Here is a 20,509-nt window from a genome sequence, read left to right as displayed (position 1 = left end):
ATGGATTTTGAACGTATCAAACCGCATCTGCCCTGGATCACGCTACTGGCTTTGGTTGTGATTGTGGGCATTGCTGACGCGAACTTCTTGCGCCCGCAGAACCTGATCGCCATGGCGGCGGATATCGTGCCGCTGTTCATCATGGCCCTGGGCATGACCTTTGCCATTTACATCGGGGGGATCGACCTGTCCGCCCAGTCCGTGGCCAATATGACGACGGTGGTTGCCACCATTGCCCTGCCAACCTATGGCGTCGGCACGGCGCTGATCTGTATCCTGGCCGGCTTTGTGCTGGGAGGGCTGTCGGGCTATGTCACGACAAAGCTCTTTGTGCCGTCGTTTATCTCTACGCTGGCCATTGGCGGTATCGCCTTTTCGACGGCGCAATGGCTGTCCGGCCAGCGGGCGTTGTTCATGGACGCCACCTTGCGTGACAACACGTTTGGCTGGATGACCGGCAACACCGCGGGTATTCCGCATGAGATATTCATCGGTGCTTTCCTGGTGTTGGCGACCTATTTCCTGCAATCCCGAACGACCTTTGGCCGCGCGCTCAAGGCCGTGGGTGCCGGAGAACCCGCCGCTGTGGCTTCTGGCCTGAACGTGACCCGTATCAAAATCATGGCTTTTGCGCTCTCTGGGCTGTTGGCGGCGATTGCGGGTCTCTTGTTCTCGGTCAAGCTGAGTGGCGGGTCTCCGACACTTGCCAATGGCTTCCTGTTGCCCGCGATCGTTGCGGTGCTGGTGGGGGGAACGCCTCTGACCGGCGGTGTCGGGGGCGTGATCAACACGCTGATCGGGACCTTGATCGTGGCCGTGATCCGGTCCTCGATGCTGTACTTCGAGATCGACGCCACCAAGCAGCAGATGGTCTTTGGTCTGGTTCTGATTGCGGCCATTGCCCTGACCATTGATCGTACCAAGTTGAGGGTGGTCAAATGACCCCGACCATGCAGGCTGCGGTTCTGATTGCACCGGGTAAGTTTGCGCTGCGCGAGATTGCGCGGCCTGAACCGGGTCGGGGTGAGGCGCTGATCCGGATCTCCCGGGTGGGGATCTGTGGCACCGACATGCATATCTTTCACGGTAACTACGCGGCAGAGAACCTGCCGATGATCCCGGGGCACGAGTTTACCGGAACGATTGCCGCACTGGGCGCCGATGTCGACGGATTGCGAATTGGTGAGCCGGTGGTCGTGGACATGAACATTGGCTGCGGCACCTGCTTTTGGTGTCGTCGTAACGAAATCCTGAACTGCCCGGACATGCAGCAGATGGGCATCACCATGGACGGCGCATTTGCCGAATACATCTCGGTGCCTGCCCGTCTGGTTATTCCTGCGCCGGCGGATGTTGCCCCCGAGGTGCTGGCCCTGACCGAGCCGCTGGCCTGTGTGGTGCGCTGCGCGCGCAAGGCCAACATCACCTTTGGGCAATCGGTTGTGGTGCTGGGGGCCGGTCCAATTGGCAATCTGCACGTGCAGTTGCTGCGCACCATCGGTGCGGCACCGATCATCGTGGCCGACTTGTCGGAAGAGCGCATTGAGATGGCGCTGGCGGCTGGCGCGGACGTGGGCGTGACTGACCCGGCCAAGCTGAAGGAAACCGTACTGGCCCATACGCAGGGGCGTGGCGCCGACGTGGTGATCGAAAGCGTTGGATTGCCTGCGCTCTACGAACAGGCCTGTGAACTGATCCGCAAGGGGGGCCATGTTGCCGCCTTTGGCATCACCGGCGCTGGCGAAACCCTGCCGCTGGATATCCTCAGGACCATCCTACAGGAAAACTCGATCAAGGGGTCCGTCGCGGGTATGGGGCAGGACATGCACGATGCGCTGACGCTGCTGACACATGGGCGGATCGACACAACCCTGTTCACCGGTGCAAGTTATCCGTTGGCCGATATCCAACGGGCCTTCGACAGCTTTGCCGACCGGCCGCAAGACCTCAAAACCCAAATCGTGATGTAAAGAAGTGAGATCGAAGCCATGGACAAAGCCTCAGCCATCCTGAGCCTGCCATCAGAGCCACGTGAGTTCGGGTTTTTCCTGGACGGAAAATGGGTCGAGGCCGGGGACCGCGACGTTTTCGAACGAGCCTCGCCCGGGCATGGTGTGGCAGTGACGCGTATCCCACGTTGTACGACAGACGACCTGGATGCGGCTGTGGCCTCGGCGCGGGCGGCTTTCAACGACCGCCGATGGTGTGGCCTCTCAGGAGCAGACCGCGCTGCGGTGTTGTTGAAAACAGCCGAGCTGATCCGGGCCCGTACGGACGAGATTGCCTATTGGGAAACGCTTGAAAACGGCAAGCCCATTGCGCAGGCGCGTGGCGAAGTTGGCGGCTGTGTCGGCATGTTCGAATTTGCCGCCGGACTGGCCCGGTCGCTGCATGGGGACAGCTACAACAACAGCGGCGATGGCGCCTTTGGTGTTGTGACGCGCGAACCCGTGGGCGTGGTTGGTTTGATTACGCCGTGGAACTTCCCATTCCTGATCCTCTGCGAGCGGGTGCCCTATATCCTCGCCTCGGGTTGCTCGCTTGTGGCCAAACCTTCGGAAGTGACAAGCGCCACGACGCTGTTGCTGGCCGAGATCATGAGTGAGGCAGGCCTGCCCGACGGTGTGTTCAATGTGGTGACAGGCTCCGGCAGCAGCATCGGCCAGAAAATGGCGGAACATATGGATGTGGACATGCTGTCCTTTACCGGATCGACCAACGTCGGCCGCGCGGTGGTGGAGGCCACCGGCAAGTCTAACTTCAAAAAGCTGGGTCTTGAGCTCGGCGGAAAGAATCCACAGATCGTGTTCGCCGATGCCGACCTTGAGGATGCGGCAGACGGCGTGGCATTCGGCATCGCCTTCAACACCGGTCAGTGCTGTGTGTCGGGCTCGCGTCTGCTGGTGGAACGCTCGGTGGCAGACAAGTTTGCCGACATGGTCGTCGAAAAGCTGCGCAAGGTGCGCGTGGGCGATCCGCTGGACGAGACAACCCAGGCCGGGGCCATCACTACGGATGCCCAGAACCGCACAATCCTGTCCTACATCGCCAAGGGGCAGGAAGAGGGCGCAACGCTGGTCACCGGCGGCGGTGTTCTGGATATCGCAGGCGGCCAGTACATCGAACCAACCGTGTTCACCAATGTAACCAATGACATGGCCGTGGCTCGCGAAGAGATATTTGGACCCGTGATCGTGGTGATCCCGTTTGACACGCTTGATGAAGCCATCGAGATTGCCAATGACACCGAATACGGATTGGCTGCGAGTGTCTGGAGCAAGAACCTTGATACCGCACTGACCGTATCGCGCCGTGTTCAGGCGGGTCGGTTCTGGGTGAACACCACCTTGGCCGGCGGTCCGGAATTGCCGATTGGCGGGTTCAAGGCTTCTGGCTGGGGGCGTGAAGCAGGTATGCAGGGTGTCGAGGAATATACGCAGGTCAAATCGATCCATATCGAGATCGGCAAACGCGCCCATTGGGTGGAATAACGGAGAAGATCATGGGTGAGCGCGGGTATGATTATGTCATCGTCGGCGGCGGTTCGGCGGGGTGTGTGCTGGCCAATCGGCTGACGGAAAACAGCGCCGCGCGTGTCCTGTTGCTGGAGGCGGGCGGCAAGGACAGCCATCCGCTCATCCACATGCCGGTCGGCTTTGCCAAGATGACCGATGGCCCGCACACCTGGGGCCTGACAACGGCACCGCAGAAAAACGCCAACAACAGGGAAATCCCCTATGCCCAGGCGCGGGTGATTGGCGGCGGCAGCTCGATCAATGCCGAAGTGTTCACGCGCGGCAATCCTGTGGACTACGACCGCTGGGCCAGCGAAGAAGGCTGCGAAGGCTGGTCCTTCAAGGATATTCAGAAGTACTTTGTGCGCTCCGAAGGCAACAGCATCCTCGCCGGGGATTGGCATGGCACCGAAGGGCCGCTCGGAGTTTCAAATATCCCCGACCCGCAGCCGATGACCCGGGCGTTTGTCCGGTCCTGTCAGGAAGCAGGCATCCCCTATAACCCGGATTTCAACGGCCCCCGGCAAGAAGGGTCTGGTGTTTACCAGACCACGACCAGGAACGCCAAACGCTGCTCGGCAGCGGTGGGTTACCTGAAACCGGTGATGAACCGCCCCAACCTGACAGTGGAAACCGGCTGTCAGGCGCATCGTATCCTGTTCGAGGGAACCCGCGCCGTGGGTGTCGAGTATGATCGCAAGGGCACGCTGCAACAGGTGCGCGCCGATCAAGAGGTGCTTGTCACCAGCGGCGCAATTGGCACGCCAAAACTGATGATGCTCTCCGGTATTGGCCCGGCGGCGCATCTGACTGAGCATGGCATTGATGTGCTGCATGATCTGCCCGGCGTGGGTGAAAACCTGAACGACCATTTCGGTATCGACATCGTGGCCGAGTTGAACGGGCACGACAGTCTCGACAAATACGGCAAGCCGCACTGGATGATCTGGGCGGGTGCCCAATATTACCTGTTCAAATCGGGTCCGGTGACCTCAAACGTGGTTGAAGGCGGTGCCTTTTGGTATGGTGACAAGACGGCGGAGGTGCCGGATCTGCAATTCCACTTCCTCGCCGGGGCGGGTGCCGAAGCCGGGGTGCCAAGCGTGCCCAAGGGCTCTTCGGGCATAACGCTGAACTCTTACACGTTGCGTCCCAAGGCACGTGGATCGGTCAGGCTGCGCTCGAACAAGGTTGGCGATTTGCCCATTGTGGATCCGAATTTTCTGGGGCACCCGGATGACCTGAAGACTTCGGTCGAAGGGATCAGGATCAGCCGCGAGGTTTTCTCGCAGCCCAGCCTGCAGAAGTACATTCGCAAGATCCACTTCCCGGATGACTCGGTGAAAACCCAGTCGGATTACGAGGCCTACGCGCGTCAGTTCGGGCGCACATCCTATCACCCCACATGTACCTGCAAGATGGGCGTGGATGAGATGGCCGTGGTCGACCCGCAGATGCGGGTGCACGGGATCGAAGGCCTGCGGATTTGCGACAGCTCGGCCATGCCCAGCCTGATCGGCTCCAACACCAATGCTCCCACAATCATGATGGCGGAAAAGGCCTCGGACATGATCCGCGGCAACCACTGATCCAAGACACCTCCCCAACTGTTCGGCGGCCTGCGGGTCGCCGTTTTTTTGTTCGCAAAACGAAATGGGGCGACCCGCAGGCCGCCCCGTCAGAGGTGTTTCAAGATCAGATCAGTCCCACTTGGGTGCCCAGGGCACCAGGTCCTCACCGACAATTCTATAGCCTGTTTTGGTCATGGCATCGATGCGGTCCATGTCGATGCTGGACAGGGTGAAATCCATAACGTCGAAATTTGCCTGTATGTTGGCGCGCTTGGTCGACATCGTGTTGATCGAGACGCCCTTTTGCAGGATCCAGCGCAGAACAACCTGGGCTGCCGTCTTGCCATAGCCATTGCCGATCTCTGCAAAAATCGGATGCTTAAAGACCTCACCCCGTGCCACGGAACAGTATGACGACAGCGGGATGCCGGTTTCTGATGCGGCCTGCAAGAGGATGTCCTGATTGAGCAGCGGGTGAAATTCGACCTGGTTGGTGACAATCGGTGCTTCCGTGATCTTGACCGCGTCACGCATCATCTGGGCCGTGTAGTTCGACACGCCGATGTTGCGGGTCAAACCCGCTGCGTGAGCTTTCTCCAGCAGCTGCAGGGACAGGGCGATGTCTCCGCCAATCGGGGGCCAGTGCAGCAGCAGCACATCAACATAGTCCAGCCTGAGCTTCTTCAGGCTTTCTTCGACCGATGGCAAAAACGCCGCCTCGGAAAAGTTGTCCGGGTGCACCTTGGTTGTGACACACAGATCGTCCCGGGCTATCCCGAGCTGGGCCAGCGCGTCGCCGGTCTCGGCCTCATTTTCGTACATCTGCGCAGTGTCAAACGAGCGATATCCCACTTCGGCGGCGATTCTCATCGACTCACGCAGCTCATCACCGGTGAGTGGAAATGTACCGAAAGTACGCTGGTTGGTCCCCTGATAGTAGATGTTCATCGGTGCTCTCCCTGATTTCACTGACTTAAGTAACTTAGTGGTTACTATTTTTGAGGTCAATCCAAACAACCACTGAATTGCGGTTGATTTATGGCATGACCCATGCATATTCTACATAACCGGTTAGTTACTTCGTGGGGATTCCATGACCAAGCAAATGACAGCCCGCGACGCGGCAGACCTCATCCCCGACGGGGCCATTGTGGCGGTGAATTCATCGAGCGGACTGTGCTGTCCTGACGCGGTGCTCCAGGGAATCGGCCAGCGGTTTACCGAAGAGGCGTCGCCAAAGGAGCTGACCACGATCCACCCCATTGCCGCCGGTGATATGTTCGGCACCAAGGGTGTCGATCACATCGCGCGTCCCGGTCTCTTGTCGCGCATCATTGGAGGGTCATACCCTTCTGGCCCCAGCAATCAGGAGCCCCCTCTGGTCTGGCAAATGGTCACCGCAAACCAGTTGCGGGCCTATAACGTGCCCTCAGGCATTATCTTTGACATGCTGCGTGAAGCAGCGGCCAAACGTCCCGGCGTCCTGACCAAAGTTGGAATGGAAACCTTTGTGGACCCCGAAATCGAAGGCTGCGCCATGAACGAGGCCGCCCGTGCGGAACCGATCGTGAAACGCATGCAGTTCGAGGGGGAAGAGTGGCTTTATTTCAAGGCGCTTGCACCGAACGTGGCCATCATCCGCGCCACCACGGCCGATGAAAAAGGCAATCTCAGTTTTGAACACGAAGGTGCCTATCTGGGCGCCATGGAAATGGCCCTCGCGGCCCGCAACAATGGCGGTGTGGTGATTGCACAGGCCAAACGGGTTGCCGCAGCTGGCAGCATCCGCCCACATGACGTGCATGTGCCGGGCATTCTGGTGGATGCCATCGTCGAAGCGCCGGATCAGCTCCAGACCACGGCGACCGAGTATGATCCCGCGATCTCTGGCGAGCTTACCCGGCCAATTTCCAGCTTCCGGGCGGTCGATTTCAACATCGGCAAGGTGATTGCCCGCCGTGTTGCGACCGAACTCAAAGATGGCTGGGCGGTGAATATCGGCTTTGGCATCTCGGCCAATGTGCCGCGCATTCTGGTCGAAGAGGGTCTGCATGGCTCTGTCACATGGATGATCGAACAGGGCGCCGTGGGTGGCGTGCCCCTGTTGGATTTCAAGTTTGGCTGCTCTGCCAATGCCGAGGCATTCGTCCCGTCACCGCATCAGTTTTGCTATTTCCAGGCCGGGGGGTTTGACGCCTCGCTGCTGTCCTTCCTCGAGGTCGACAGGTTCGGGTCGGTCAACGTGTCGCGCCTGTCAGCCACCCCGCACCGGACGGCAGGGGCGGGGGGATTTGTCGATATCACCACCCGTGCACGCAAGATCGTCTTTTCCGGAAACTTCAATGCCGGTGCCAAGATGAGCATAGAAGATGGCAAGCTTGTCATTCACAAGGAAGGCAAGATCGCGAAGTTTGTGGAAGAGGTTGACCAGATTTCCTTTTCCGGCAAGCGTGCCCAAAGTCAGGGGCAGGACGTCACCTATGTGACCGAACGCTGCGTGATCAGGCTGTTGCCACAGGGGCTGACCGTCACCGAAATTGCGCCGGGGATTGATCTCCAGCGGGACGTTTTGGATCAGGCCGCCACTCGGCTCGCGGTCGCCGATGACCTGCAAGTGATGGACATCTCGCTGTTTCAGCCGGTGCCGATGGGGCTGGAACTGGCCAGGGGCTGATGTCTGACCTTCTATTGCACATTGACGATGGCATTGCTTGTCTGACCATCAACCGCCCCGAACGTCTGAATGCCCTGACAGCAGAGATGCTGGATACACTTCAACTCAGGTGCCGCGAGATTGAACGCACGCCCGACGCCCATGTGGTTATCCTGCGTGGCGAGGGGCGCGCCTTTTGCGCAGGTGGCGACATTAATGCCTGGGCGTCGCACGCGCCCGAACAGTTTGCGCGTCACTGGATCCGCGACGGCCACCTGGCGCTGGATTGCCTTGCGCGCCTGCGACAGCCGGTGATTGCGGTCTTGGATGGCGATGTCTTTGGCGGCGGCCTGGAACTCGCTGCCTGTGCCGACTACAGGATTGCCGAAGCGCATATTCGAATAGGTCAGCCAGAACCCGCATTGGGCATCATTCCGGGCTGGTCCGGTACGCAACGTGCGGTGCGCCGCTTTGGTGCACAGCTGGTACGCCGCATGGCACTGTTTGGCGATGTGTTCAGCGCTCAGGATGCCGCTGCCTTGGGGCTGGTCGACAAGGTTGCCGAAACCGGAACCGGACTGGACACGGCCCGCACTCTGGCGCGCACCCTCCGCCACCGCGGTCCGGCGGCGACGGAGCTTACGAAAATGCTGATCAACGCGGCCGAGGGGGAAGAGAGGGAACGCGTTCTGGAAGCCCTGGCAGGCCAGATCGCCGCGGCGCATCCTCACCTCAATCACGGGCTTGCCTCTTTCAGGGCGCGGGAAAAACCGGACTACTGGTCAAACTCAAATAAGGAGACATGAATGTTACGCCATCTCGTGCACTTGCGCTTTGCAAAGGACGTCACCGACGCCGACAAGGCTGCGCTTTACAAGGATCTTGCCGGGCTTGGCGATCACATTGGCGGCATTCTGGACTTTCAGAGCCGCAGGAATGTCTCGGTCGAACTGCCCTTGGTGCGGGATTTCAACGACATGTTCTGGTTTGACTTTCGCGATACTTCGGTCCGCGACGTCTATCTCGACGATCCAAAACATCAGGAGATTGGCGGGCGTATCGTGGCCAAGCTCGAGGGTGGCGCAGACGGGGTCTTTGTGTGCGACATTGAACTCTAATGCAGCCGCGCGCCTTTCTGACGTCGCTGTTTCAGGCGGCGATTGACGCTGCCGACCCCGCGATAGCACTCAAGCCCTATCTTCCAACGCCGCCCAAGGGGCGGACGGTGGTGATCGGGGCGGGCAAGGGCGCGGCACAGTTGGCGCAGGCCTTTGAGACACTGTGGGACGGCCCGCTGTCGGGTGTGGTGGTGACGCGCTATGGCTACGGCGCACCCTGCACATCCATTCGCGTGCTCGAAGCCGCGCACCCTGTGCCCGACACCGCGGGGCTGGCCGCCAGCGAGGCGCTGATCGCGGCTGTATCAAACCTCGGGCCGGACGATCTGGTTGTGGCGCTGATCTGCGGCGGAGGGTCTTCACTGTTGCCGTCCCCGCCCAAGGGATTGGAACTTGGCGATGAACAGGCCTTGAATCAGGCCCTGCTGGCGTCGGGTGCCCCGATCTCGGTGATGAACGCGATTAGAAAACACGTCAGCGGCATCAAGGGCGGCAGACTGGCCGCTGCCGCTCATCCTGCGCGGGTTGTGTCGCTGGTTGTCTCGGATGTTCCCGGCGACGACCCGGCACAGGTGGCCTCGGGGCCGACCATCCCCGACCCGGTCACGCGACGTCAGGCGCTGAAACTGGCAGAAAGCCATCGCATCGACCTGCCTGCCAAAGTTCTCCGGCATCTGCAAACGCCTGCCGCCACCGCGCCAGTGCCGGACGACGCGCAGTTTTCCGCACACGAGGTCCACGTCATCGCATCGGCCTCAATCTCGCTGGATGCCGCCGCCCGGTTGGCCGAGACACAGGGCGTTCCGGCGGTGATCCTGTCCGATGCCATCGAGGGCGAAGCCCGGGACGTCGCGCAGGTTCATGCCGCCATTGCGCGCCAGGTGGCCCGGCGTGACCGCCCGTTTCAAAAGCCGGTTGTGATCCTGTCCGGAGGCGAAACAACCGTCACGCTTCGGGGACATGGCAGGGGGGGGCGAAACACCGAGTTTCTCTTGTCTCTGGCGCAGGGGCTGGAGGGCGTGGCAGGGGTGGATGCCCTCGCCGCGGATACTGATGGCATTGACGGCTCAGAAGACAACGCTGGCGCCTTTGTCGACGCGTCGAGCAGCGCGCGTTTGCGCGATGCCGGGCGCGATCCCATGGCGGATCTCGACAACAACGACGCTTACAGCGCCTTTGCAAGCATCGGTGACTTGTTTTCACCGGGCCCAACAGGAACAAATGTAAATGATTTCAGGGCGATACTTGTAAGATAACCGCAAGATCGCTGCCGCTTGTCAAAGGGCAGTGTTCTTGCCGCGTGCCCGTCGGAGTGTGTGAGTTTCAGTCGAAAACAGCACCTTTTGACGCGGCTCTGTTCCAGGCCTTCTTGTACAATACGGGCGTGCAGCACCTTGTCGACCCGCGACCTGAGAAGTCCAGTTCCGCCGCAGCATCTTGCCCCGGCACCGTGGATGTCTTTCCCGAAATGCCAGGTCTCTGACCTGTCCACAACGCGTTGCGGACCCATGGCCGGTCAGTTGTTTTTCAAGAAAAGTGGCAGCCCGTAGGGGAATCGAACCCCTCTTTCCAGGTTGAAAACCTGGCGTCCTAACCGATAGACGAACGGGCCACGTGAACCAAATGGTTCTGATGTTTCCGATTGTTCGGAATATGCTTCGGTGGCAGCCCGTAGGGGAATCGAACCCCTCTTTCCAGGTTGAAAACCTGGCGTCCTAACCGATAGACGAACGGGCCGTGCCGAAGCGTGAGGCGGTATTTAGGCAAAGCGCCCATCGGGCGCAAGCGGAAATTTGGCGTTTTGGGCTTTTTTTGGGAGTTGGTCGATCACGTCACAGACCGCTGTGCACCCCGCGCTACAAGGGTGATCCAGACCCAAACTCCGCAACGCAGGATCAGCGCGCCAACCGTGCGCACCTCAAACGGTTTGCCCTGCAGAACATGCACCGCAAACCCCAGAGCCACCAACGCCGTGGTCACGGCGATTCCCGCAGCCAGCCAAACCGCCCATGGACGCGCAAGGATCAGGCCGATGCCCGCCAGCACATAGGCAAAACCGGCCAGGAAATTGAACCACAGCACAAAGGGCACAACCGCCCCCATGTCCAATCCGGCAAACAGCGTGCTGCCGCCGGTCAGGAGTGTGAGGCCTCCAAAGAAAATGGCGAAACTGGCTGCGAATCTGATCTTGGTCACGGTGGCTCTCCCGTCAGGGGTTGTTTCGCGCGCCGGTCCACAAGACGCCAACTTGGCCACAAGATCAAAGCGCCCCATGGACGCAGGCGGGATCAGGCTTCTGCTGCATCCTCAAGGCGCAGCTGCACCGATTGCCGTCCGCCCCAGGAATTGATCTCCAGCCGCCCCGCCAGATGAAACCGTGCGCCGCCGTGCTGTTCAAGACGTGGGCCCAGGGCTGTGTCGTAGGCACCAAATGAGATCGCGTCGAGGCGCGCGCCTGACGAGTCGCCAAAGGCCACTTTCAAATGGCTGTCGCCAACCCGCTTGGCAAAGCGGATCTCGACCTCGGGAAAGGCAAAGCGCGGGGCAGGGGCCCCGGCGCCAAACGGGCCTGCCTTGTCGATGTCTGCAATCAGCTCGGGCGTCGCGGCCTGTGGCATCAGCATGCCATCAAGCTTCAGGTCGGCAGGCCCGGCATCGCCCGCACCCTGTTTGGCCAGTAATTCCGTCAGCCGGGCCATGGCTGGTTCCAGCTGGTCGCGCGCCACGGTCAGACCGGCGGCCATCTTGTGCCCGCCGCCCTTGAGCAACAGCCCCTCTGCGGCAAGCCTCTGGATCGACGCGCCCAGATCAACGCCGCTGATCGACCGACCCGAGCCTTTGCCTTCGTCGCCGTCCAGTCCGATCACGATGGCCGGACGGTTGGTGGCCTCTTTCAGGCGGCTGGCAACGATGCCGACGACGCCGGGGTGCCAGCCTTCGCCCGCCGCCCAGACAAGCGGCGCGTCAAACCCACGATCTTCGGCCTGCTCCATGGCCGCCGCGCGCACGGCAGCTTCGACATCGCGGCGTTCGGTGTTCAGCTGATCCAGCCGTTCCGCCATCGCCGAGGCTTCGTGTGGATTGTCGGTGCTCAACAGACGCGCGCCAAGGTCGGCCTTGCCGATGCGCCCACCGGCGTTGACACGGGGCCCAAGCAGAAACCCAAGGTGGTAACTGTTGGGCGTAGAATCCATGCGCGCAACATCGGCCAGCGCGACAATGCCGGGACGTTCACGGCGCGCCATCACCCGCAGCCCCTGTCGCACCAGCGCGCGGTTGACGCCGATCAGCGGGGCAACATCGGCGACCGTCGCCAGCGCCACGAGATCCAGCAGCGCCATGAGGTCCGGCCCCTTGGCACCCTCTTCGCGCATCTGCCGATTGGCCTCGACCAGCATCAGGAACACCACCGAAGCAGCGCAGAGATGCGCCAGCTCACCCGTTTCGTCCTGACGGTTTGGGTTCACCACGGCCAGCGCATCGGGAAGAGTTTCCCCACCAAGGTGGTGATCCAGCACGATCACATCTGCGCCCTTGGCGGCGGCAATCGGCCCGTGGCTCAGCGTGCCGCAATCAACACAGATGATAAGGTCATGCTGGGCGGCGAGCGACGCCATTGCCGCGTCGTTCGGGCCATAGCCTTCGTCGATGCGGTCCGGAACATACAGCGTCGCCTCCAGTCCCATGGCGCGCAGCCATGTGATCAGCAGCGCGGCAGAGCTGCCGCCATCAACGTCATAATCGGCAAAGACTGCGATCTTTTCTCGCGTGTGCACGGCTTTCAGAAACCGCGTGGCGGCTTTTTCCATGTCGCGAATGCTGCGCGGATCAGGCAGCAAGTCGGCCAGCTTCGGCTCCAGAAACGACGCGGCATCCTGCGGGCTGACACCCCGGCGCGCCAGCACCTGACACAGCGCCGGGGGCAGGGTGGTCTCCTGCGCCAGCAAGTCTGCCGCGCGGTTGATCTCGATCGAGGGACCCAGCCAGCGGCGCCCTGTGATCGAGGTTGTGACACCGAGAAAATCACTCATGCCAGCGCCCCAAGTATCGCGTCTGTGGTCATGGCCTGACAGAATTCGCCATGCAGGATCGAAACCTCGCTGTCGTGGATGTGTTGCGCGGTCATCCGGGGGGCGTCCGGGTTCCAGCCATAGGCTGCATGGGTCTCGAACGCCGCACAGGCATCATGGGCAAGCCATGTGTCAAAGCCAAGGTTCGCCGCCATGCGCACCGAGGTCGAGATACACTGCGGCGTAGAGAGACCGGCAATCACCACCCCCGTGACGCCAAGATCGCGCAGATGCGCCTCCAGTGGCGTGCCGATAAAGGCCGAGTTGGTGCCTTTGCCAAACACCGTCTCACCCTCGCGCGGGGCCACGATGCCCTTGATCGCATTGCCACCCTGATCCGGGTGCAGGGGGCTGGTCGACCGAGTTGAAAAGTGCTGGATATGCACCAGCGGCGCGCCAGAAACACGAAACGCGGCCAACAGGCGGGCCGCGTTGTTTTCTGCATCCGGGTTGTTACGCGCGCCCCAGAGGGGGCTATCCATCCCCTCCTGGATATCAATCAGGATCAGCGCGCGCGTCAAAACTCAGACCGGGGTGCGGTAGGTCATGCGCCGCACCGAGCCGGATTTCGAACGCATCAGCAGGGTTTCGGTGGTGGCCCAGCCGGGTTCGGTCTTGATGCCTTCAACCAGCGACCCGCTGGTGACGCCGGTGGCGGCAAAGATCACGTCCTGTGTCACCATCTCGTCACGCGCATAGATGCGGTTGAGGTCGGTGATGCCCGCCTTGGCGGCGCGGCCACGTTCATCGTCGTTGCGGAACAACAGGCGACCCCAGATCTGACCGCCCATGCATTTCAGGGCCGAGGCTGCCAGCACACCCTCAGGCGCGCCACCCTGACCCATGTACATGTCGATACCGGTCACGTCGGCCTCGGCGCAGTGCATGACGCCCGCGACGTCACCATCGGTGATCAGCCGGATCGAGGCACCCGTGGCGCGCACTTCGGCGATTATGTCGGCGTGGCGGGGACGTTCGAGGATGCAGACGGTGATGTCTTCGGTCTTGCAACCTTTGGCCGCGGCCAGCGCCTCAACCCGTTCTTTCGGCGACATGTCGAGCGAGACAACATCGGTCGGATAGCCGGGACCAACCGCCAGCTTGTCCATGTAGACGTCCGGTGCGTGCAGCATCGAGCCGCGCGGGCCCATGGCAATCACGGTCAGGGCGTTGGGCATGTCCTTGGCGGTCAGCGTGGTGCCTTCCAGCGGGTCCAGCGCGATGTCAACGCCCGGGCCTTCGCCGGTGCCGACCTCTTCACCGATGTAAAGCATCGGTGCTTCGTCCCGTTCGCCTTCGCCGATCACCACGACGCCCGCAATCTCCAAAAGGTTCAACTGTTCGCGCATGGCATTGACGGCGGCCTGGTCGGCGGCCTTCTCGTCGCCACGGCCAACCCAATGGGCCGAGGCCAGTGCGGCCTGCTCTGCCACGCGGGCAAGGCCCAGAGACAGCATACGATCATGAAATTCGGCTTTGGGAGACATTGAGAGGTCCTCAGAAGAATAGTTGGTTGAAATCTGGTTTAGTCGCGCGCGCGGCTCTGCACAAGAACCTGTTCAGACGGATTCGATGCGCAGGGCCACGGGATCGTTCACCATCACCCCGGTCTCGCGCATGGCGGCGACGGCCGAGTCCAGCGCGGCACGCTGGATTTTATGGGTCACGATCAACACAGGCGCGTTGGTGTCGGTGTGGCGGGTCTGGCGCATACGGTCGATGCTGATGCCATTGTCACCCAGCACGGCGGCAATCTTGGCCAGCGCGCCGGGTTTGTCCTCGAGCGTGAGGTGCAGGTAGTAAGGCGCGGGCGAATTCGATTGCGCTGCCTTGGCGGTGACAAGCTCCGCGGCGGGCACGCCAAAGGTCGAAATCCGCAGGCCACGGGCAATGTCCAGAACGTCGCCCATGACGGCGCTGGCGGTGGGGCCTTCGCCCGCACCGGGACCGCGCAGAACCACCTGTTCCACGGCGTCGCCTTCGATCACCACCATGTTGGTGCCGCCCTTGAGCTGGCCAAGCGGGCTGTCTGCGGGCACAAGGCAGGGGCTCATGCGCTGTTCAAGGCCACGACCGGTCATCTGCGCAACGCCCAGAAGCTTGATCTTGTAGCCAAGGTCTTCGGCCTGGTGGATGTCTTCGATCGAGATGCGCTGAATGCCTTCCAGCTCAACCCCGTCAAAATCAACCTGCGTGCCAAAGGCAATCGCGGACAACAGCGACAGCTTGTGGCCTGCATCAATGCCGCCCACGTCAAGATTGGGGTCAGCTTCGAGATAGCCCAGTGCATCGGCTTCGGCAAAAACCTCTTCATAGGGCAGGCCAGCGTCCTGCATCCGGGTCAGGATATAGTTGCAGGTGCCGTTCATCACGCCCATGACGCGGGTGATTTCGTTTCCGGCCAGACCCTCGGTCAGGGACTTGATGACCGGGATGCCACCCGCGACAGCCGCCTCAAAGCGCAGGACAGCGCCCTTGGCTTCGGCGGCTTCGGCCAATGCCTGCCCATGGTGCGCCAACAGCGCCTTGTTGGCTGTGACCACGTCCTTGCCAGCCGCAATCGCCGCTTCGACCGAGTCCTTGGCGGGGCCTTCGTCGCCCCCCATCAGCTCGACAAACACGTCCACGTCATTGCGCCTGGCCAGGGCGACGGGATCGTCCTCCCAGGCGTAATCCGACAGGTTCACGCCGCGATCCTTGTCGCGCGAGCGGGCCGAGACGGCGGTGATGACAACCGGGCGTCCTGTGCGCATGGCCAAAAGGTTTGCCTTTTGACGCACAATTTTTACGACACCGACACCAACGGTGCCCAATCCGGCAATGCCAAGACGCAAGGGGCTGGTCATCGTCACTTCCTCATGAGTTGCAGATTCACCTGCCATGTACCGACTAACACCTGACTGTGCAACGTGGCTTGAACATTGGCCTGTCACAAACCGCCAATGCCGGGCCTCATGGGACGTATTATTCCAGTGTCAGGGCTTCCAGCGTCTTTGCGCGCCGTTTCAGGCCGGAAATCCGCCCCTCCAGATGCGCCTCGCTGTTTTCATCCAGCCGCGCCTCTGGCGGGTCGATGATGTCTTCCATCGGCACCACCTTGGGAAACTTGGCCGTCGAGACATCCGCGCGCGCCGCCTCATCCACCTCGGGAAACGGGGTGCAGGCGGCAATCAACAGGCAGATCAGGGCAATCGGGGCAAGCTTCATAAGGGCGATCCAGCAGAACTGCCCCTTTTTGCCCCAAGCCTGTGAAAACGGCAAGCGGGGGTTTTATAAGAACGCCTGTTCAGTTAACCTCTCCCCATGGCAAGAACCACCGGCTCCCATTCCGACATCACTGGCCCGCGCGTGCGCAGCGCGGCGCTGACGTTGTTCGCGCGCCACGGCTTTGCCGCCGTCTCGATGCGCCAGATCGCCAAAGAGGTCGGCGTGCAGGCCGGGGCGCTCTACAACTACACCCCGGACAAGCAAAGCCTGTTGTTCGACCTGATGCAAACCCACATGCGCGACCTGATGGAGGCCCGCGCGGATCAGCCCGCCAGCGGCAGCGCCATGGAACGTCTCGAGGCCTTTACCCGCTTCCACATCCGCTTTCACTCGGCGCGCCCCGACGAGGTGTTCATCGCCTACATGGAGCTGCGCAACCTGACGCCCGGGAACTTCGCGGTGATCGAAGGCCTGCGCCGCCAGTACGAAGATACCCTCGAAGGCATCTTGCAGGACGGCCAGGCCGAGGGCAGCTTTGCCGTGCCGGACACCAAGATCGCCACCCTGGCCGTGATCGCCATGCTGACCGGCGTCAACACCTGGTTCCGCGAGGGCGGCCGCCTGTCGCTCGACCAAGTCGAACAGGTCTACTGGGACATGGTGCGCAAGACAGTGGCAGCCTGACGCCAACGTCCTTGCTTCTTTTGGCCGAAAATATCCCGGGGTGAATGCCCCTTGGGGCAGAGGGGCAGCGCCCCTCCACATGCTTTCAGCTCAATGCGCCGGTTTGATGAACGTCCCGTTCCTGAGGTCGGCAAAGGCCTGCCGCAGCTCGGCCTGCGTGTTCATCACAATCGGCCCGTGCCAGGCTACGGGCTCCTGAATAGGCTGGCCCGAGATCAACAGAAACCGCAGGCCCTGTTCGCCGGCCTGCACCGTGACCTCATCGCCGGTCCCGAACCGCACCAGCGTGCGGTCACCGGACATGTCGCGGATATTCACCTCTTCCCCGGCAACTTCCTTTTCCAGCAACACGCCGGTCGGCTGGCTGGCTGGCATCGGCAAAGGCACCTGCACCTTCAAACACATAGGCAAAGGCCCGCCGGTAGGTGTCGACCGGAAAGGTCTTTTTCACCCCCGCAGGCACCGTGATGTCCAGGAACATCGGGTCTGCCGCAATGCCGTCGACAGGACCGGTCTTGCCCCAGAATGACCCGATCACGATGCGCACCCGCGTGCCGTCATCGTCAATGATCTCGGGAATGTCTCCCGCGGTCACATCCTGATAGCGCGGATCGGTCATCTTCAGGTCACGCGGCAGGTTGGCCCATAGCTGAAAGCCGTGGTTGACGCCCTGCGCATCCGGGCTGGGCATCTCCTGATGCAGAATGCCTGACCCGGCAGTCATCCATTGCACATCGCCTGCGCCAAGATTACCGGTATTGCCCAGCGAATCCTGATGCTCCACCGCTCCGGACAAGACATAGGTGATGGTCTCAATGCCGCGATGCGGGTGCCATGGAAAGCCAGCCTGATACTTGGCCGGATCATCATTGCGGAAATGGTCCATCATCAGGAACGGGTCCAGCTCATCGGGATCGCGAAACCCAAAGGCGCGGTGCAGGTGCACGCCTGCGCCCTCCATGGTGGGTTGGGCCTTGCGGGTTTCGAGAACAGGTCTGATCGACATGATGTGTCTCCTTTCCTATAGCACTTAGGGCGGCAGGCGCCCCCCGGCAATCCACCACACTGTTCGCCGCTGAACGGTGCCTGTGCACCCGCCCACATCCCGCGACGCAGCGGAAGTCTGAAAAATTTCCGTTGCGTGTCGCGGCGTCTGCCCTAGTCTTTGTTAACAAAGAAACATCACGGCTTGGGAGGGCCAGATATGCTGGGGTCTATGATGATGCGTCCGTTGAATGTGGCGGATATTCTGACATTTGCTGCAGACACACACCCCACGGGGGAAATCGTCTCGGTACGAACCGAGGGCGATCTGCACCGCTATACCTATGCCGACAGTGCCCGCCGCGTGGCGCAGCTGGCGCATGGTCTCAAGGCTCAGGGCGCCAATCCGGGGGACCGCATCGCCACGCTGGCCTGGAACGGCTACCGCCATTTTGAGCTTTATTATGCCATCGCGGGTATCGGCTCTGTGTGCCACACCATCAACCCGCGCCTCTCGGCCGAGCAGATGACCTATATCGTGACCCATGCCGAGGACACGATGCTGTTTGTGGACCTCACTTTTGTTCCGATTGTTGCCGCCTTGCGCGATCACTGGCCCAAGGGGTTGAAAGTGGTCGTCATGACCGACCGCGCCCATATGCCCGACGGCGACTACCTGTGCTACGAAGAGCTGCTCGACGGTCACCCCGAGTCCTACGACTGGCCGGAACTCCCGGAAGAGACCGCCGTGGGGCTGTGCTACACCTCGGGCACCACCGGCAATCCCAAGGGCACGCTCTACACCCATCGCTCGACGGTTCTGCACGCGATGATGGTCGGGCTGTCGCTGCCCTCTGCCTTGCAGCCAGGCAAGAAAATCCTGCCCGTGGTGCCGTTGTTCCATGTCAACGCCTGGGGTCTGCCCTATGCCGCGCCCCTGACAGGGGCCTCGCTGATCTTCCCCGGCGGGGCATTGGACGGCGAAAGCATTTTCAGGCTGATGGATAATGAAGAGGTCTTCTCGGCCTGGGGCGTGCCCACGGTCTGGCTGGGCCTGCAGGGCGAGATTGCCAATCAGGGGCGCTTGCCTACTGGCTTTGGCGACATGGTGGTCGGCGGCTCTGCCGCACCGGCCAGCATGATCCGCGACTTTGAAGAGCGCGGCGTCAACGTCTGCCACGCCTGGGGCATGACCGAGATGAGCCCCGTGGGCACCCAGGGCAATCTCCCGGCTCACCTCGCGGATGTCTCGATGGATAAGAAGATCGAGATCAAGAGCAAACAGGGACGGCGCATTTTCGGCGTGGACCTCAAGATCGTGGACGAAGACGGCACCCGGCTGCCCCACGATGGCGAGGCCGCGGGCGAGCTTTATGTGCGCGGCAATGCCATCACCTCGGGCTATTTCAAGAATGACGAGGCCAATGCCACAGCCTTTGACGCCGAGGGCTGGTTTGGCACCGGCGATGTCGCCACCATTGATGGTGACGGCTATCTCACCATCACCGACCGCGCCAAGGACCTGATCAAATCGGGCGGTGAATGGATCAGCTCGCTCGATCTGGAAAACACCGTGATGGCCCACCCCAGGGTGGCCAATTGCGCCGTGATCGCCGTGCCGCATCCCAAGTGGGACGAACGCCCGCTTCTGATCGTGGTGCCCTCCCCCGAGGGCAAACCCGAGGTGTCCGAGCTGATGGCGCTCCTGGAAGAACATTTTGCCAAGTGGCAATTGCCCGACGACGTGGTGTTCGAAGATGAATTGCCGCTGACCGCCACGGGCAAGGTGTCCAAACTGACCCTGCGCAAAAAGTACATGGATCACGTGTTGCCTGCCTCCGGGTGAGGTCTCAAAAAGATTGACAGACACTCCTCTCCGCCGTGTCATGAATGAACGCGCCAGACCAGAACGCGCGCGGAGAGGGGGACACATGACTTCGAAACGGACACTGCTGATCATCTTTGCACTGGCCCAGCTGGCGTTGGCGCCATTTATCTGGGATTGGCTGGTCGAGCACCGGCCCAGAAATGTTGTTAACCAGTTTTACGGACATTATTTCCCGTCAATCTTCCTTGTTGCCATGGGGGCCGTTGCGATCTTTGAACGCAAAGGCGTCGTGGCGCTTGGCACCAAAGAGGCCTGGCTCGCCATCGTGGCGGGAGCGGGCTACATCCTGGCGGATACCTTCATCATGCACCCGCCGCTGGGCGTCTTTGATGGGGCGGGGCATGCTGAATCCGAACACGTGTCGATCATGGGCATGATCCTCGCGCTTGGGATCTCCGGCCTTGTCGTTCTGAAGAAATATGGCGCGGAAACCCCGCCCACCATCCACTTTATCGTTGGCGTGACCGTGGCTTCGCTGGTGTTTCTCAATCACCACCAGCACACCGCGGCGGGCACGGCTGCCCACAACGCGGTGATCATCTTTCTCAGCGTCGCCGCGCTGATGCGCCTGCTGGGGCGTATGGAAGAGTACGGCGTGGCGATGATCGTCTCGGGCTGGGTGTTCTTTTCGTCCCAGATGGGGCTGGCGCACTATGTCGACATGAGCGGCAAGAGCCCCGGCGCCTGGATCGCGGTATGGGCCATGGTGGGCTTTATCTCGGCCACGGGCTTCATGCTGCTGGCTCCTCCTCCCACTCCGACCAAGGACTAAGGGCAGGGGGCCACAGGGTCCGCAAAACGCCGGTTCTTGCGGACCGA

The 20,509-nt window shown here is 61.4% G+C and carries 18 protein-coding genes, 2 tRNA genes and 1 pseudogene; 11 read left to right on the top strand and 10 right to left on the bottom strand.

From position 1 onward, the window contains the following. The 4 genes from EK369_RS19400 to EK369_RS19385 are packed head-to-tail and all read left to right on the top strand — an operon-like array spanning nt 1 to nt 5,104. A complete protein-coding gene (locus EK369_RS19400; RefSeq protein WP_127115929.1) occupies nt 1-942 on the top strand; it encodes an ABC transporter permease in 942 nt (313 codons plus the stop codon). Further along, nucleotides 939-1,970, top strand: a complete 1,032-nt coding sequence (locus EK369_RS19395; protein WP_164727052.1) for a zinc-dependent alcohol dehydrogenase — start codon at nt 939-941, stop codon at nt 1,968-1,970. The genes EK369_RS19400 and EK369_RS19395 overlap by 4 nt, the downstream gene beginning before the upstream one ends. 18 nt (nt 1,971-1,988) lie before the next feature. Continuing rightward, on the top strand, nt 1,989-3,491 hold the full coding sequence (locus tag EK369_RS19390) for an aldehyde dehydrogenase family protein (protein ID WP_127115928.1): 1,503 nt from the start codon (nt 1,989-1,991) through the stop codon (nt 3,489-3,491). An 11-nt stretch (nt 3,492-3,502) separates the two neighbouring features. Then, a complete protein-coding gene (locus tag EK369_RS19385; RefSeq protein WP_127115927.1) occupies nt 3,503-5,104 on the top strand; it encodes a GMC family oxidoreductase in 1,602 nt (533 codons plus the stop codon). A gap of 111 nt (nt 5,105-5,215) precedes the next feature. Here the strand turns inward: EK369_RS19385 and EK369_RS19380 are convergent, their stop codons facing one another. Then, nucleotides 5,216-6,034 (bottom strand): aldo/keto reductase, encoded by an 819-nt coding sequence (locus tag EK369_RS19380; protein ID WP_127115926.1) that lies wholly within the window; start codon nt 6,032-6,034, stop codon nt 5,216-5,218. Between the two features lie 145 nt (nt 6,035-6,179). Here EK369_RS19380 and EK369_RS19375 point away from each other — a divergent pair, with 145 nt between their 5' ends. From EK369_RS19375 to EK369_RS19360, 4 genes are read left to right on the top strand one after another with little or no spacing between them, the layout of a single operon-like run. Beyond that, the gene (locus EK369_RS19375; protein ID WP_127115925.1) at nt 6,180-7,760 is read left to right on the top strand and encodes an acyl CoA:acetate/3-ketoacid CoA transferase; all 1,581 of its coding nucleotides are present in this window, start codon (nt 6,180-6,182) and stop codon (nt 7,758-7,760) included. After that, nucleotides 7,760-8,545 (top strand): enoyl-CoA hydratase/isomerase family protein, encoded by a 786-nt coding sequence (locus tag EK369_RS19370; RefSeq protein ID WP_127115924.1) that lies wholly within the window; start codon nt 7,760-7,762, stop codon nt 8,543-8,545. The genes EK369_RS19375 and EK369_RS19370 overlap by 1 nt, the downstream gene beginning before the upstream one ends. Continuing rightward, complete coding sequence (locus tag EK369_RS19365) at nt 8,546-8,857, top strand: Dabb family protein (RefSeq protein WP_127115923.1); 312 nt, start codon at nt 8,546-8,548, stop codon at nt 8,855-8,857. Beyond that, nucleotides 8,857-10,113, top strand: coding sequence for a glycerate kinase type-2 family protein (locus tag EK369_RS19360; RefSeq protein WP_127115922.1), 1,257 nt, complete (start codon nt 8,857-8,859; stop codon nt 10,111-10,113). Before EK369_RS19365 ends, EK369_RS19360 begins: the two co-directional genes overlap by 1 nt. A gap of 281 nt (nt 10,114-10,394) precedes the next feature. Here the strand turns inward: EK369_RS19360 and EK369_RS19355 are convergent. The 8 genes from EK369_RS19355 to EK369_RS19320 all read right to left on the bottom strand — a co-directional run bounded on the left by EK369_RS19355 (nt 10,395) and on the right by EK369_RS19320 (nt 16,134). Continuing rightward, nucleotides 10,395-10,469 (bottom strand) — tRNA-Glu (locus EK369_RS19355). A 50-nt stretch (nt 10,470-10,519) separates the two neighbouring features. Next, nucleotides 10,520-10,594, bottom strand: a tRNA-Glu gene (locus tag EK369_RS19350). A 90-nt stretch (nt 10,595-10,684) separates the two neighbouring features. Then, nucleotides 10,685-11,053 carry a hypothetical protein gene (locus tag EK369_RS19345; protein WP_127115921.1) on the bottom strand — a complete coding sequence of 123 codons (369 nt, stop codon included), beginning with the start codon at nt 11,051-11,053 and terminating at the stop codon, nt 10,685-10,687. Between the two features lie 92 nt (nt 11,054-11,145). Beyond that, nucleotides 11,146-12,888 carry a single-stranded-DNA-specific exonuclease RecJ gene (gene recJ, locus EK369_RS19340; protein WP_127115920.1) on the bottom strand — a complete coding sequence of 581 codons (1,743 nt, stop codon included), beginning with the start codon at nt 12,886-12,888 and terminating at the stop codon, nt 11,146-11,148. Then, nucleotides 12,885-13,448 carry a cysteine hydrolase family protein gene (locus tag EK369_RS19335; protein ID WP_127115919.1) on the bottom strand — a complete coding sequence of 188 codons (564 nt, stop codon included), beginning with the start codon at nt 13,446-13,448 and terminating at the stop codon, nt 12,885-12,887. The genes recJ and EK369_RS19335 overlap by 4 nt, the downstream gene beginning before the upstream one ends. 3 nt (nt 13,449-13,451) lie before the next feature. Beyond that, entirely contained in the window at nt 13,452-14,414 is a 963-nt protein-coding gene (gene glpX / locus EK369_RS19330) for a class II fructose-bisphosphatase (protein ID WP_127115918.1), read from the bottom strand. A gap of 72 nt (nt 14,415-14,486) precedes the next feature. After that, nucleotides 14,487-15,773, bottom strand: coding sequence for a homoserine dehydrogenase (locus tag EK369_RS19325; RefSeq protein WP_127115917.1), 1,287 nt, complete (start codon nt 15,771-15,773; stop codon nt 14,487-14,489). A 118-nt stretch (nt 15,774-15,891) separates the two neighbouring features. Then, complete coding sequence (locus tag EK369_RS19320; RefSeq protein ID WP_127115916.1) at nt 15,892-16,134, bottom strand: hypothetical protein; 243 nt, start codon at nt 16,132-16,134, stop codon at nt 15,892-15,894. A 96-nt stretch (nt 16,135-16,230) separates the two neighbouring features. Between EK369_RS19320 and EK369_RS19315 the strand changes: the two genes are divergently transcribed. After that, complete coding sequence (locus EK369_RS19315; RefSeq protein ID WP_127115915.1) at nt 16,231-16,818, top strand: TetR/AcrR family transcriptional regulator; 588 nt, start codon at nt 16,231-16,233, stop codon at nt 16,816-16,818. 90 nt (nt 16,819-16,908) lie between these two features. On the opposite strand, the pseudogene EK369_RS19310 reads toward EK369_RS19315, so the two are convergent. Beyond that, nucleotides 16,909-17,824, bottom strand: a pseudogene (locus EK369_RS19310) (pirin family protein). Between the two features lie 198 nt (nt 17,825-18,022). On the opposite strand from EK369_RS19310, the gene EK369_RS19305 reads away from it, so the two are divergent. Both EK369_RS19305 and EK369_RS19300 read left to right on the top strand, forming a co-directional pair. Then, nucleotides 18,023-19,648 carry a long-chain-fatty-acid--CoA ligase gene (locus EK369_RS19305; protein ID WP_127115914.1) on the top strand — a complete coding sequence of 542 codons (1,626 nt, stop codon included), beginning with the start codon at nt 18,023-18,025 and terminating at the stop codon, nt 19,646-19,648. Nucleotides 19,649-19,733: 85 nt separating this feature from the next. Then, nucleotides 19,734-20,462: a hypothetical protein gene (locus EK369_RS19300; protein WP_127115913.1), complete on the top strand. Its 729-nt coding sequence runs from the start codon at nt 19,734-19,736 to the stop codon at nt 20,460-20,462. Nucleotides 20,463-20,509 lie beyond the last annotated feature (47 nt).

The organism is Shimia sediminis (assembly GCF_003990645.1).
In the GTDB taxonomy this organism is placed as follows: Bacteria; Pseudomonadota; Alphaproteobacteria; order Rhodobacterales; family Rhodobacteraceae; genus Shimia; species Shimia sediminis.
Note: the sequence above shows the minus strand (reverse complement) of the source record. Positions and strands in the feature narration are given on the sequence as shown.

Coding starts and splice junctions, on each gene's coding strand:
- EK369_RS19320 (WP_127115916.1), bottom strand. CDS start 16,134: ATGAAGCTTGCCCCGATTGCCCTGATCTGCCTGTTGATTGCCGCCTGC.
- EK369_RS19360 (WP_127115922.1), top strand. CDS start 8,857: ATGCAGCCGCGCGCCTTTCTGACGTCGCTGTTTCAGGCGGCGATTGAC.
- EK369_RS19325 (WP_127115917.1), bottom strand. CDS start 15,773: ATGACCAGCCCCTTGCGTCTTGGCATTGCCGGATTGGGCACCGTTGGT.
- EK369_RS19305 (WP_127115914.1), top strand. CDS start 18,023: ATGCTGGGGTCTATGATGATGCGTCCGTTGAATGTGGCGGATATTCTG.
- EK369_RS19380 (WP_127115926.1), bottom strand. CDS start 6,034: ATGAACATCTACTATCAGGGGACCAACCAGCGTACTTTCGGTACATTT.
- glpX (WP_127115918.1), bottom strand. CDS start 14,414: ATGTCTCCCAAAGCCGAATTTCATGATCGTATGCTGTCTCTGGGCCTT.
- EK369_RS19315 (WP_127115915.1), top strand. CDS start 16,231: ATGGCAAGAACCACCGGCTCCCATTCCGACATCACTGGCCCGCGCGTG.
- EK369_RS19400 (WP_127115929.1), top strand. CDS start 1: ATGGATTTTGAACGTATCAAACCGCATCTGCCCTGGATCACGCTACTG.
- EK369_RS19395 (WP_164727052.1), top strand. CDS start 939: ATGACCCCGACCATGCAGGCTGCGGTTCTGATTGCACCGGGTAAGTTT.
- EK369_RS19300 (WP_127115913.1), top strand. CDS start 19,734: ATGACTTCGAAACGGACACTGCTGATCATCTTTGCACTGGCCCAGCTG.
- EK369_RS19365 (WP_127115923.1), top strand. CDS start 8,546: ATGTTACGCCATCTCGTGCACTTGCGCTTTGCAAAGGACGTCACCGAC.
- EK369_RS19385 (WP_127115927.1), top strand. CDS start 3,503: ATGGGTGAGCGCGGGTATGATTATGTCATCGTCGGCGGCGGTTCGGCG.
- EK369_RS19370 (WP_127115924.1), top strand. CDS start 7,760: ATGTCTGACCTTCTATTGCACATTGACGATGGCATTGCTTGTCTGACC.
- EK369_RS19375 (WP_127115925.1), top strand. CDS start 6,180: ATGACCAAGCAAATGACAGCCCGCGACGCGGCAGACCTCATCCCCGAC.
- recJ (WP_127115920.1), bottom strand. CDS start 12,888: ATGAGTGATTTTCTCGGTGTCACAACCTCGATCACAGGGCGCCGCTGG.
- EK369_RS19390 (WP_127115928.1), top strand. CDS start 1,989: ATGGACAAAGCCTCAGCCATCCTGAGCCTGCCATCAGAGCCACGTGAG.